At 65.4% G+C, this 12341-nt stretch carries 12 protein-coding genes; 2 read left to right on the top strand and 10 right to left on the bottom strand.

The window, feature by feature from the left end; all coding sequences use genetic code 11:
- Positions 1 to 85: 85 nt before the first annotated feature.
- From JQ635_RS14870 to JQ635_RS14840, 7 genes are all read right to left on the bottom strand, one after another.
- Positions 86 to 898, bottom strand: a complete 813-nt coding sequence (locus JQ635_RS14870) for an enoyl-CoA hydratase (RefSeq protein ID WP_211410594.1) — start codon at positions 896 to 898, stop codon at positions 86 to 88.
- A 125-nt stretch (positions 899 to 1023) separates the two neighbouring features.
- Positions 1024 to 1818, bottom strand: coding sequence for a glutamine amidotransferase (locus tag JQ635_RS14865; RefSeq protein WP_211410593.1), 795 nt, complete (start codon positions 1816 to 1818; stop codon positions 1024 to 1026).
- Positions 1819 to 1947: 129 nt separating this feature from the next.
- On the bottom strand, positions 1948 to 2727 hold the full coding sequence (locus tag JQ635_RS14860; RefSeq protein WP_211410592.1) for an SDR family NAD(P)-dependent oxidoreductase: 780 nt from the start codon (positions 2725 to 2727) through the stop codon (positions 1948 to 1950).
- A gap of 220 nt (positions 2728 to 2947) precedes the next feature.
- Entirely contained in the window at positions 2948 to 3436 is a 489-nt protein-coding gene (locus JQ635_RS14855) for a TerB family tellurite resistance protein (RefSeq protein WP_211410591.1), read from the bottom strand.
- A 166-nt stretch (positions 3437 to 3602) separates the two neighbouring features.
- A complete protein-coding gene (locus tag JQ635_RS14850; protein ID WP_211410590.1) occupies positions 3603 to 5012 on the bottom strand; it encodes an adenylate/guanylate cyclase domain-containing protein in 1410 nt (469 codons plus the stop codon).
- A gap of 50 nt (positions 5013 to 5062) precedes the next feature.
- Positions 5063 to 6430, bottom strand: coding sequence for a cytochrome P450 (locus tag JQ635_RS14845; RefSeq protein WP_211410589.1), 1368 nt, complete (start codon positions 6428 to 6430; stop codon positions 5063 to 5065).
- Positions 6431 to 6464: 34 nt separating this feature from the next.
- Complete coding sequence (locus tag JQ635_RS14840) at positions 6465 to 7835, bottom strand: hydrolase (protein WP_211410588.1); 1371 nt, start codon at positions 7833 to 7835, stop codon at positions 6465 to 6467.
- 138 nt (positions 7836 to 7973) lie between these two features.
- Here JQ635_RS14840 and JQ635_RS14835 point away from each other — a divergent pair, with 138 nt between their 5' ends.
- Positions 7974 to 9662, top strand: coding sequence for an MFS transporter (locus tag JQ635_RS14835; RefSeq protein WP_211410587.1), 1689 nt, complete (start codon positions 7974 to 7976; stop codon positions 9660 to 9662).
- A gap of 120 nt (positions 9663 to 9782) precedes the next feature.
- Here JQ635_RS14835 and JQ635_RS14830 read toward each other — a convergent pair whose 3' ends face one another.
- Positions 9783 to 9998 carry a cysteine rich repeat-containing protein gene (locus JQ635_RS14830; protein WP_211410586.1) on the bottom strand — a complete coding sequence of 72 codons (216 nt, stop codon included), beginning with the start codon at positions 9996 to 9998 and terminating at the stop codon, positions 9783 to 9785.
- A 174-nt stretch (positions 9999 to 10172) separates the two neighbouring features.
- Positions 10173 to 10481: a hypothetical protein gene (locus JQ635_RS14825; RefSeq protein WP_211410585.1), complete on the bottom strand. Its 309-nt coding sequence runs from the start codon at positions 10479 to 10481 to the stop codon at positions 10173 to 10175.
- A 252-nt stretch (positions 10482 to 10733) separates the two neighbouring features.
- On the opposite strand from JQ635_RS14825, the gene JQ635_RS14820 reads away from it, so the two are divergent.
- A complete protein-coding gene (locus tag JQ635_RS14820; RefSeq protein WP_211410584.1) occupies positions 10734 to 11795 on the top strand; it encodes a polysaccharide deacetylase family protein in 1062 nt (353 codons plus the stop codon).
- A gap of 80 nt (positions 11796 to 11875) precedes the next feature.
- Here JQ635_RS14820 and JQ635_RS14815 read toward each other — a convergent pair whose 3' ends face one another.
- A complete protein-coding gene (locus JQ635_RS14815) occupies positions 11876 to 12241 on the bottom strand; it encodes a hypothetical protein (RefSeq protein WP_211410583.1) in 366 nt (121 codons plus the stop codon).
- Positions 12242 to 12341: the final 100 nt, after the last annotated feature.

Below are 12341 nucleotides of genomic sequence, written 5' to 3'. Positions count from 1 at the left end.
GAGGAAATCCATCGTAGCGAAGTGAGCGAGGGCTGCCCCGCCATAGCCCGGAGGGCGACGGCGGGCTCTATCCGCAAATCTCCCCCTACCTGCCCGTAAACCGCGGCGGCCGCTTCTCCATAAAACTCGCGACCCCTTCCCGGAAATCGCTGCCAGCCAGCGCCACCATCATTTCCCTGTTGGCCTCGATCGTCGCCTCCGCCAGCGTCTGGAACGGGACCTCGTAGAGCTGGCGCTTGATCACGGCCATCGCGCTCGGCGAGACGAAATCGGCGAGGTCGCGCGCATAGGCGTAGGTCTCCTCGCGCAGCTTCTCGGGCGAGCAGAGCCGGTTGACCAGTCCGATGCGCAGCGCTTCCTCGCTCGACACACGGCGTGCCGAAAGCAGCAGATCCATCGCATTGGCGTGGCCGACGATGCGCGGCAGCATCCAGCTGATGCCGTGCTCGGCGATCAGTCCGCGACGCGCGAAGGCCGTGGTGAACACGGTGTTGTCGGCGGCAAAGCGCAGATCGCAATAGAGCGCGTGGACGAGACCGATGCCGGCGGTCGCGCCGTTGAGCATGGCGATGACGGGCTTTCCGATCGACGGATAGAAGCCGTAGCGCGTCTGCCAGTCCGGCCGGCGGTTCATGTCGAACGCCGGCAGATTCGATGCGCGCCTGACGTCATCGGGATCGAGCCCCTTCAGTGCATCCATGTCGGCGCCGGCGCAGAAGGCGCGCCCCGCGCCGGTCAGCACGATGACGCGAACATTGTCGTCGGCGCTCGAGGCTTCCATGGCATGACGCACGTCGCGCTCCATGATCGGCGTCCACGCGTTCATGCGGTCAGGACGATTGAGCGTGATGGTCGCGATCCTGTCGCTCACCTCGTAGAGAATGTGTTCATAGGCCACGGCGCTCTCCCTTTGCTGCCGGCACGCGTTCGCGCGCGCTCGTTGTTGACGAGCCTAGCATATCCAGGGATGAGGCAAGGACTTGCGCCAAGGACCTGCGCAAAGGATCTGCGCAAAGGCGCGGGTTACTCGGCGGCTTGCGCCAGCACCGGCCGGCGCGCCAGCCAGCCGTCGATGAAATGGTCGAGCCAGGCGCGCTCCGCCGCGTCATACACGGCGCGGTCCGCAAAGTGATGATGCCGCTCGCGCGCGCCGGGTGCGCTCAGGCCGTCATAACCGCGCGTGGTCCAGCAATGCATCATCGCGTAGGTCACGTCAGGGTGAAACTGCACGCCGAAAGCATTGCCGGCGCGATAGGCCTGGATCGGAAAGTCATCGCCTTCCGCAAGCAGTTCGGCACCGACTGGCAACGTGAATCCCTCGCGATGCCAGTGATAGACCTGCGCCGGCCAGTGCGGGCAGAGCGCGTGTCCCGCCGCCGTCGGACGGATCGGGTAGTAGCCGATCTGGGTCAGCGCCTCCGCATGCGGCGCGACCCGGGCCCCGAGCTGCATCGCCAGCATCTGCGCCCCCAGGCAGATGCCGAGGAACGGCCGCTGTTCGCGGAGCGGAATTTCGATCCAGTCGATCTCGCGGCGGATGTAGTCGTCGGGATCGTTGGCACTCATCGGGCCGCCGAAGAACACGGCACCGGCATGCCGGTCGAGGGTTTCGGGCAGGGGATCGCCGAAGCGGGGACGGCGGATGTCGAGGCGATGGCCGAGTGCGCGCAGCGCATTGCCGACGCGACCGGGGGTCGAGGATTCCTGATGCAGGACGATCAGAACCGGCAACCGGTTTTCGGAGGCGGCGGCGCGCGGCGCCCTCTTTCGGAAGGGCACCACATCTGCGCCACCAAACCTGTCCGTCCGGAACGACATGGCCTCTGCGAGTGCTATCGGTTCAAGCCGCCAGCATAGCTAAGCGATGGTTAACATCGTGTGAGTTTGCGCACACACGCTGCAACACTGAAGCAAGCTCCGGGCCACTACGGTCACTTCAAGCTGAGTTCAGTACCGCTGCCGCTGGAACCGGCTGGTGGCGGACAGGATGAAGCCGCGCGGAAAGAACCGCAGCGCGAACGGCACAATCTTGATGCCGAGACCCGGCAGCACTGCCCGTTTGTTGGCCATCAGGCCGTGATAGGCCTGCCGGGCAACATCGGGTGCCGAAACGTTGAGAAGCGCCGTATTGTGCCCGGACCCGACACCGGCACGGGCCTGGAATTCGGTTGGCACCGGGCCCGGGCAAAGCACGGTGACGCGAACGCCGCGCGGCGCGAGCTCGGCCCGCAGCGCCTCGGTGAGGGAAATCACATAGGCCTTGGAGGCGTAGTAGACGGCCATGCCGGGGCCGGGCAGAAAGCCGGCGACCGATCCGACATTCAGAAGTCCGCCCTTGTTCCTGATGAGCTGATCGGCAAAGCGTAGCGACAGATCCGTCAGCGCCCGCACGTTGACATCGACGATGCCGACCTGCTCGGCACGGTCACACTCGATGGCATCGCCGAACACGCCGAAGCCGGCATTGTTGACGAGATGATCGAGCTCGACGCCTTCGGCTGCGAGCGCTTCGGCGATCTTGTCGCCGGCACCGGCGTCCTGAAGATCGCAGGCGATCACGATTGGCTTCTTGCCGCCCTTGGCGGCGAGCTCATTGGCAAGCGCCTCCAGCCGGTCGGCCCGTCGCGCCGTCAGCGCGAGGCGGTGTCCATTGGCGGCGAACACACGCGCCAGCTCCGTGCCTATGCCCGCCGAGGCACCGGTGATCAACGTTACCCGCTCAGTCACGATCGATGTCTCTTGAATTGAAGTTTTTTGGTCCCGCAATGGCGGAACGAGAGCATAGGCCGTGCGCGACAGGCAAGCGTCGCTGGCCGCATGGCCGCTTGAGCGGACATCAGGGAAAGCAGAAAACCCGGGAATTTACGGGCAAATCCGGGTGAACATCACCCACATTAAAGTTTCGTCATGTGATCCGCACAACCGGCCGTCGGCCGGCTGGCGCGGATCAACCGCCGACGGCGCTGTCCTTCACCCGGCTACCGGCGCGCTCCGCAACGGCATGCTTGAGGTCGATCCGGTCGCGCTGGGAGATCCCGAGCAGGTCGGAGGCGCGCCAGACGACGTTGTCCTCGAACTCGCTGACCTGGCCGTCGGCAAAGACCAGCTCCCACATCATCTGCACGATGCGCTTGCGGCCTGCTTCGTCGAGCGAGCGCATGATGACGCTGGTGAAATGATAGAGATCGACGGCCTCGCCCTCGACCTCCGTCGCATCGGCGATCAGGCGATCGGCCGTGCCGCGATCGAGCCCGAAATGGCTTTCGATCAGGCTGTGCAGCTTGCGCTGCTCGCCCGCGCTCGGCTGACCATCCAGCGACACCACGTGGACCAGCAACGCAGTTGCCGCGAGCCGATAGTCGCTGTCGCCGAAGGCGCGATCCCCGGCCTGGGGAGCAACAATGTCGGCGATGAATTGACGCAGGCCGTCGAGCATAAGGTCCTACCGAAATCGATGCCGCCGCGGGGTGCGGCGGCTACCAGCATTATATGAGCGGGAAACTCAACCGGCGCAACGTGCGTCAGTTTCGCGCGCGCATTACGTTTCGGCAATCTGGGCGGGCTGATGGCGGGCTCCACCGATGTCGTCCTGACGACACCGACTACGGTATCTCGTACACCACCATCTTGTCGGCGATGCCGCGGAGCGCGGCCTGTTTCTGGATCGGCTTGATCTCGCGCCGCTGGAGCAGTTCGGCGACCGCCGGCGCATCCGCCACCGGCCCGGTGATGTGAATCTCCTGCGCGGTCGACAGGCTTTGCACGCGCGCGGCGATGTTGACGGTCTGGCCGAAATAATCCTGCCGCTCGTTGAGCATCACGGCGAGGCATGGGCCCTCATGGATGCCGATCTTGACGATGAGGTCGGCGGTGCCGCGCTGCTTGTTGAGCTCGTCCATCGCCGCGCGCATCCGCAAGCCCGCGACGATCGCGTGCTCGGGACGGACGAAGGTCGCCATCACGGCATCGCCGATGGTCTTCACCACCGCGCCCTTCTCGGAGGAGATGATCTCGAGCAGCGCATGGAAATGCGCGCGCACGAGGTCGAAGGCGGCGAGATCGCCGACGCGTTCGTAAAGCGCGGTCGAACCTTTCAGGTCGGTGAACAGGAAGGTGAGCGAGGTGATCTGGAGCCGCTGGTCGAGACTGAGATTGTCCGCCTTGAACACATCGCGAAAGGTCTGGTTCGACAGCATCCGCTTGGCGGTGAGGAACGGCTTGCGCTTGCCGATGAGATGATGAAGTGCCTCGGCCGCGATGAACACCGACGGCAGCACACGCACCCCGGCCTGATTCTCCAGCGACAGCCGTAGCGGGCCCGGCCGCATCGTCGTGGTCCCCGTCGGCGCCTGCACCTTGTTGTACATGATGGCGAGCTGCTGACGGTCCTTGGTCGGCTCGCCCTGGACGTCGATGAAATGGGCGGCGTGCGTCACCGGCTCGAAGATGATGATGAAATCGTTCGGCAGTTGCAGCGACATGGTCGCCTTCTCGCCGGCCGGCAGCTCCATCGTATCCAGCGTCACCTCGTTGGCGAGCGTCGCAAACGATTCCTTGTTGAAGTCGACGCCGGAGCTCCAGAACACCTGCTTGAAATATTCCCACACCGGAAGCGTGTCAGGATCGTGCGCTGCGATGCGCCGGACGCGCGGATTCACGGTGAAGGAGACTTCGACCTGATCGTCCACGGAGGCCTTGTAGCCGCAGGCGCAGAGCGCGCAGTGATAATCATCAGGCTTGAGCGCCTTCAGGGTCGAGTGTGCCCCGAGCACGCCGCCGCAACCCGGGCACAGCACGTTCCAGCCGAGATCGAACAGCCCAAGCCGCGCCGAATGCAGGAAGGCCGAGATCGCGCGCTCTTCGTCGACACCGTGCTGCCTGGCGAAATCGAGCACATTGACCCGATTGAGTTCGTGATCCTCGCCGTCCTCGATGAGGCGCGCAATCTCATCGACCGCCTTCGCATCGGCGGTCTGCTTCAGAACGGAAAACTGGGCCTGAATGTCGCTCATGGCGTAACTCTATCTTGGGTCGATCACGACCTCGACCAGGCGATCGCCTGTCATCGACGCGTGATGCGGAACATGGGTGAGTGATCCGGCTGGGTCGTGACGACGCCATGCGGAATCACGGGATTCGTTGCATCGGCAAGCTCGACGCGGAAGGCGCCAATCAGCCGAGCCAGCGCCAGCACGGATTCGGCCTGCGCAAACGGCGCGCCGATGCAGACCCGCGGGCCGGCGCCGAACGGCAGGTAGGCGAAACGGTCGGGCTCTTTCGACATGAAGCGCTTTGGGATGAACGCGTTCGGCTGATCCCACAGCTTCTCGTGCCGGTGCAGAAGCCAGGGCGCGATCATGATGATGTCGCCCTTGCCGATCTCGACGCCGGCCGCATTGTCCTTTTCGCGCGCGGCCCGCGCGACCAGGAACGCAGGCGGATAGAGCCGCATCGTCTCCTCGATCACGGCGCGGGTGAATTTCTGGCGATCGATATCGGCCATGCTGTCGAGATGTTCGCCCCGCGTCTCGGAGGCGACCTCCTCCTGCGTCTCCGGATCGAGCGCGAGCAGATAGAGCGCCCAGAACAACGCCGTCGCCGTCGTCTCATGACCGGCGAGAATCATGGTCGCGACCTCGTCGATGAGCTGCGCGTCGGAAAAGCCTTTGCCGGTTTCAGGATCGCGCGCCTCGTCCATGAGATCGAACAAATCGCGCGGCGGCGCGCCGTCCTTCTTGCCCATTTGGCGCCGCTCGGCGATCAGCATCGAAACGAATTCGGTCCAGCGCTTGCGGAAGCGGGCGCGGGCAAGATCCATCGGGGTCGGCCAGGACACCGGCAGCAGCATGTCGAGGAAGTACGGCCGTCCCAGCCGCTCGCCGTACTCCATCACGAAGTTGCGCAAGGTCGCGCCGTGCCGGTCCATGCCGAACGAGAACATCGTGCGGCCGGCGATCTCGAGCGTCATGCGCTGCATGATCTCGCGCAGATCGACCGGCTCGCTCGTGCGTGCCTCGAGCTTGGCGATGGTCTCGTCGAGCACCGCCGTCATGTGCGGGACGAGGTTCGCGGTCGCGCGCGGCGTGAAGGCCGGCGCGAGCGTGCGGCGCTGGAACGTCCATGAGTGACCTTCCGCGATCAGAAGACCTTCGCCGAGCACCGGACGCAGCATGCGGATGGCCGCCGGCGTACGCGTGTAATTCTCGTAATTAGTGAGCAGGACATGCCGGATCGCATCCGGCTGGTTCAGGATGAAACTGTTGCGGAAGATGAAGCGGCCCGGGATGACCTCTTCCTCGTAGGCACGCTGCCCCCAGGTCGCGATCATGTTGCGCCGGATCACTGCGAGCTTAGCAAGGAACGACATGTTGTCGGGCGCACGCGGCGGGGCGGGGGGGACGATGGGCCGACGCACACTGGCGATATTCATGGCTCGCTCCCGCAGATCTGGCGCAGATGAATAGCTAGTAAGTCATTTCGGCAATCGCAATCCTGTTCTCGGCGGCCGGCCAGAGGCGTGCCACAATCCGTTCTTCGCCGAACTGGGCCACGATGTTACGCCCGATCTCTGCGGCTGGAAGCCGCAATGTTGCTGCCGCATCGGTGGGCACGCCCGGCTTGACGTCGGCCGGCTCCTTGCCGTCGAACAGCACCACGTCCCGTGGCAGGCCGAAATAGCCGCGCGGACGCGACATGATCACGACAGCCCCGGCGTCCTTGTCCGCCGGCCCGAGCGGGCGCGCGGCCCGGAGGTGCACGACGTCGGACGAGCGCGGGAAGGGCGAGCGATAGAAATGCGTGGTCGGCGCATCCGGCGCCGCCAGAACGAATTCGAGCGACCAGGACGGCTCGACCTGCGCCGGTCCCCAGCGGCCGTCGGCGCCGGTCTTGGCGCTGTGCACGGCACCGCCCTTGCGCTCCCCGGTATCAGGATCGACGCGAAATATCTCGACGGTTGCACCCGCGACCGGGCGATTGGTCGACACTCCGCCCGGCGTGCCGGTGACGAGTCCGCTCAGGCGGACACTCTGCTCCGGCAGGATCGCAATTCGCTGGGGCTCGCGTCCGGCGATGAATTTGTAGATCTCGCGGAAGGCGCGCGGGTGGAACGCCACCTCGCGATGGTCGAGCGCGCCGAGCACCAGATTGGTGGCGCCCTTCAGTTCCGGCCCCTCATTGGTGACGCCGGTCGGCGTGCCGGGTTTGCCGATGAAGCGGCCGTCCGCTTGCGCATATTTGTCCATACCGTCGCTGCGCAGCGTGAGGAAGGCAACACCCGGCGTCACCTCACTCTCGCCCTCGTTCAGGCCGCGCAGGAATGGGCCGCGGCCGTTGAACTCGTTTCCAAGCTGGTCGTCGGTCGCGAACACGCCGTGATTGGGCGTGCCGCACAGCACTGCGTGGCTGACATCGCCGGCGCCGCCGCTTTTGATGACGTTGCGGATCGCGTTGCCGCCGCGCGAGCTGCCGACCAGGGCCACGCGCGCCGCGCCGGTCCGGCGCTTCAGCTCAGCGATGGCAGCAGCGAGCTCGCGGCGCTGGTCCTCGGTCGAGGAGCGGTTCGCCTGCTCGACCTTGTCGTCGCTGCGCGCCAGCGGATCGGTGAAATTGATCGCCATCATGCGATCGCGGGCGATGCCGTTGGATTCCATCCGCCAAAGCGTCGTCATCCAGAGCGCGTCGTAGTCGCCATTGCCGTGGACGAACAGGATCGGGGGCACTTCCGCGTTTTGCGCTGCGGGCGCCGTCTGGGCCAGCGCGCTTGTCCGCAAGCTCGCAACCGCGAAAGGCAGGCTGCCCGCCCCCAGCAGGATCGTCCGTCGCGACAGCTTCACATGTTCCTCCCGGCAAAACCTCAGTCTTTGCACCGCTTATACCGGCCTAACCACTGGACAGCGAAGGACTTTCGCGGGCATCACTGATTTTGCCGGAATTACCCAAGACCAGTTCTGCCAGCCCATATGGAAGGGGATATGACCGAGCAGACGAAACGTCAGAAAATTGCCGCCGACGGCATCGCCGCCCCCCTGCGGTTCACCGTATTCCGGCGCATCTGGCTCGCCAGCCTGCTCTCCAATCTCGGCCTCCTGATCCAGGGCGTGGGCGCGGCCTGGGCGATGACGCAGATGGCGGCCTCGGCGGACAAGGTGGCGCTGGTGCAGACCGCCTTGATGCTGCCGATCATGCTGATCTCGATGCCGGCCGGCGCCATCGCCGACATGTATGACCGCCGCGTCGTCACCCTGGTCTCGCTCGCGATCGCGCTGACCGGCGCGAGCGCGCTGACGATCCTCGCCGGCCTCAAGCTCATCACGCCGGAAACGCTGCTCGCCTTCTGCTTCGTCGTCGGCAGCGGCAACGCGCTGTTCGGGCCGGCCTGGCAATCGTCGGTCAGCGAGCAGGTGCCGCCGGAAGCCCTGCCGTCGGCGGTCGCGCTGAACGGCATCAGCTACAATATCGCGCGCAGCTTCGGTCCTGCAGTCGGCGGCGTCATCGTCGCTGCGCTTGGCGCGGTGGCTGCTTTCGCCTGCAATGCAATCCTCTATCTGCCGCTGCTGGTGGTGCTGCTGCTCTGGCGCCGCTCAGTCGAACCATCGCGCCTCCCGCGGGAAAAGCTCAACCGCGCCATGGTCTCGGGCTTCCGCTACATCGCCAATTCGCCGCCGATCAAGATCGTGCTGCTGCGCACGCTGGTGATGGGCCTGACCGGCGGCGCCATCATGGCGCTGATGCCGCTGGTCGCGCGCGACCTCTTGCATGGCGGCGCGCAAACCTACGGCATCATGCTCGGCGCCTTCGGCATGGGTGCGGTGGTCGGCGCGCTCAACATTCACGAACTCCGCAAGCGCATGAGCGGCGAGGCCGCGATCCGCGCCTGCACCATCTCGATGGCGTTCGCGATGGCCGCCCTCGCCGTGAGCACGGAGCCGGTGCTGACAGCTACCGCGCTGGTGCTTGCGGGCGCGGTCTGGATGGCGGCGGTCGCGCTGTTCAATATCGGCGTGCAGCTCTCTGCACCGCGCTGGGTCGCCGGCCGCTCGCTGGCAGCGTTCCAAGCGTCGATTTCCGGCGGCATCGCCATCGGCGCCTGGGGCTGGGGCCATCTCACTGACTATGCCGGCGTCGAGGTCGCGCTGCTAACGGCCGCCGGCCTGATGCTGCTCTCGCCGCTGCTCGGAATCTGGCTCGCGATGCCGCGCGTCGGCGCCCGCAACGAGGATGCCGAGGTGCTGGCCGATCCCGAGGTGCGGCTGTCGCTCACCGGCCGCAGCGGGCCGCTGGTGGTCGAGATCGAATATCGCGTCGCCCAGGAGAACGCGCGCGCCTTCCACAATGTGATGCAGGACGTGCAGCTCTCGAGGCAGCGCAACGGCGCCTATGGCTGGTCGATCGCGCGCGACATCGCCGACCCCGAATTGTGGACCGAGCGCTATCACTGCCCGACCTGGTTCGACTACTTACGCCAGCGCAACCGCTCGACCCTGTCCGAACGCGCGCTGCATCAGCAGGCGATCGATTTCCACATCGGCCCCGAGCCGGTGCGCGTCCGCCGCATGCTGGAGCGTCCGTTCGGTTCGGTGCGCTGGAAGGACGAGACGCCGGACCGCGCGGGCGGCGAGGTGCTGCCGGTGGTCGCGACCGCGGCGGGGAGCAGCACGTAGGCCTCTCGTCATTCCGGGGCGCGCAAAGCGCGAACCCGGAATCCATCAAGCAGCATAAACGTGGAGAAATGGATTCCGGGCTCGCGCCTTGCGGCGCGCCCCGGAATGACGAGGGTGTGTTTACTGCCCGTGCTCCGTCAGCACCTTGTCGCAGGCCTTGCTGAGGCGGGTGCGGTTCTGCTTCAGGCACGCCAGCACGGCGCCATCGCCATTGTTCATCACGGCACGGCAGAAGCGGCTGACATCGCGCGCGCAGGCGTCGTGTCCGGGTTGCTGTTGCGCGGACGCAGCGGATGCGCACAGGAGCAGGGAAATCATGAAAAGAAATCTGGTCATCGCGTAATGCCTCTTAACCGGAAGAACGTGCGGGCGAAGCTAGTGCGACGATCCCTCAGCCGCAACGGCTTTATTGGCAGGCTGCATGACACCGCCGCGTCGCCCCGGCTTGACGCCGGGGCGCATCGCGAGGGGAGCTCGTCAATCGCAACGCTTGCGGCGTTGCGCGTTCTCTTACTGCTTGTCCTGCGCGTCAGCGACCTTGCGTGAGGCGCCCTTGGCGAGGTCCTTGTCCATCACCGCGCGGCAGCCAGCGCTCAGATCCGAACGATGCTTCATCATGCACGCGGTGATCTTCGGGATGTTGGGGATTTCCGCCGAGCACAGGCGGAAGGCATCGCCGGTGCACTGCTGCTGCGCCTCGGCCGAGAAGGCGAAGCTCGATGTCGTCGAGACGATCGAGACGATCGCGGCAAAGCCCAGCGCCAGGCTGGTGTCGCGGATCTTGCTACTCAGGGATTTGGTCGTGCAGGACGTGGTCATTTGAAGCTCCCATTGGCGCCGCCTTGGCGGGCCCGTTGTTAATGGGAACTACGATGCTCCGGCAAAACAGTTTCCACTGTGATGACGGTCACGAGAGCCCCGCCCTCTGTGACCTCGGTCACTTTGGCGCACCTTGCTGAAATTCCTCCGCATCCGCCGTCGTGTTGGTGTCACGTTAACTGTTCCTTCGCATTAATGGCTCGTCGCGCGGGAGATTCCGCCGGTTTGGTTGCGTAATTGGAAAGAGTAGCGATGCGTAATGCGTTGGGCCTGATGCTGGCCAGTGTAGTTGCGGCGGTCGTGATCGCCGCCGGCGGTTGGTTTTATTATTCCGCGAGCGCCGATCAGGGCGCCCCCAAGACAGTTGCCGCCCGTGCCGCCGACCCGTTGCCGGCACAGGCGAAAATCGCCGCCAAGGACGACGTCGCGACCACCGCGACGATCGCGGCGAAACCGACGGCCGTTGCCCAGGCACCCGCGCCTGCGCCCGCCCCGGCCGCGCCGGTTCAGCCGAAGCAGGCCTGCGCCAATCCGAACGCCTTGGGCGTCTCCCGCGTGGTCGAGATCGACACCACCGGCGGCCCCGGCTTCGGCTTCGACCATTTCAAGCAGTTCGACTTCCTCACCGACAAGGAGGTCGTGCTGACCTTCGACGACGGTCCCTGGCCGGTGAACACGCCCGCCGTGCTGAAGGCGCTCGCGGATGAATGCACCAAGGGCCTGTTCTTCTCGGTCGGCAAGCATGCGACCTATCATCCGGAGATCCTGCGCCAGGTGCTGGCCCAGGGCCATACGGTCGGCACGCACACCTGGTCGCACGTCAATCTGAACGGCAAGAAGATGACCGAGCAGATGGCCAAGGACGAAGTCGAAAAGGGTATCAGCGCGGTGAAATTCGCGCTCGGTGCCAACCCCGCGCCGTTCTTCCGCTTCCCGCAGCTTCAGCACAATCCGGCGATCGTGAGCTATTTCGGCACCCGCAACGTCGCGATGTTCTCGACCGACATCGACTCCTTCGACTTCAGGAAGGGCGCGACGCCGGAGAAGATCATCGAGACGGTGATGACGCGGCTCGACAAGCTCGGCAAGGGCATCATCCTGATGCACGACTTCCAGAAGCACACCGGCGAAGCGCTGCCGGCGCTGCTCGCGCGCCTCAAGGCCGGCGGCTACAAGGTCGTGCAGATGAAGGCCAAGACGACGCTTCAGACGCTGCCGGAATATGACGAGGCGCTGATGAAGGACCTGAAGGTGCCGACCGCGGGCACGAACACGCGCCCGATCTCGAGCGTGGTGCAGACGGTCTCGCAGTAGCTCGATCGAAACGACTCCTCAAAACGAATCATGGCCGGGCTTTTGCCCGGCCATTTGCTTTTTTTGGAGTGAGCGACCGCCTACCAGTAGATGCCGTGGCGATGCAGCTCGCTGATGATGCGGCGCTCGGTCCAGCCGTGCTTGTGCCTCGGCTTGTCCGCCTTTGCCGTCCTGGCGGTGGTCTTCGTCGCCGCGACTGGAGCTGAGGTCGTCGTGGTCGCGGCGGGAGCGGTCACCGCAGGAGCCGGGATCGCCGGTGGCCGGTCGACATATTTCGGAGCCTCGCTGGCCGGTGCGACGTCACTCACCTGCGCCATGGTGGTTGTCGCCGCTGCCGGCGGAGAGGAGGTCCGCTCGGGTGCTGCGGACAGCGACAGGCTGCGGTCGCCTGCGTGGGCAGATGCGGAAGCCAGGACCATGGCAACGACCAGAATGATCTTGCGCATGTGAAATCTCCCCGTGTTTGCGTGACGCGGACAGTAGGGGAGCGGCGCCTGGGGTTATGTGGCACACGTCACGCAACCCGGCGCCGCACACAACGCGCGC

The organism is Bradyrhizobium iriomotense (assembly GCF_018130765.1).
In the GTDB taxonomy this organism is placed as follows: domain Bacteria; phylum Pseudomonadota; class Alphaproteobacteria; order Rhizobiales; family Xanthobacteraceae; genus Bradyrhizobium; species Bradyrhizobium iriomotense_A.
This window is presented reverse-complemented; position numbering and strand designations above follow the sequence as displayed.

Coding starts and splice junctions, on each gene's coding strand:
- JQ635_RS14865 (WP_211410593.1), bottom strand. CDS start 1,818: ATGTCGTTCCGGACGGACAGGTTTGGTGGCGCAGATGTGGTGCCCTTC.
- JQ635_RS14855 (WP_211410591.1), bottom strand. CDS start 3,436: ATGCTCGACGGCCTGCGTCAATTCATCGCCGACATTGTTGCTCCCCAG.
- JQ635_RS14850 (WP_211410590.1), bottom strand. CDS start 5,012: ATGAGCGACATTCAGGCCCAGTTTTCCGTTCTGAAGCAGACCGCCGAT.
- JQ635_RS14845 (WP_211410589.1), bottom strand. CDS start 6,430: ATGAATATCGCCAGTGTGCGTCGGCCCATCGTCCCCCCCGCCCCGCCG.
- JQ635_RS14835 (WP_211410587.1), top strand. CDS start 7,974: ATGACCGAGCAGACGAAACGTCAGAAAATTGCCGCCGACGGCATCGCC.
- JQ635_RS14830 (WP_211410586.1), bottom strand. CDS start 9,998: ATGACCAGATTTCTTTTCATGATTTCCCTGCTCCTGTGCGCATCCGCT.
- JQ635_RS14825 (WP_211410585.1), bottom strand. CDS start 10,481: ATGACCACGTCCTGCACGACCAAATCCCTGAGTAGCAAGATCCGCGAC.
- JQ635_RS14820 (WP_211410584.1), top strand. CDS start 10,734: ATGCGTAATGCGTTGGGCCTGATGCTGGCCAGTGTAGTTGCGGCGGTC.
- JQ635_RS14815 (WP_211410583.1), bottom strand. CDS start 12,241: ATGCGCAAGATCATTCTGGTCGTTGCCATGGTCCTGGCTTCCGCATCT.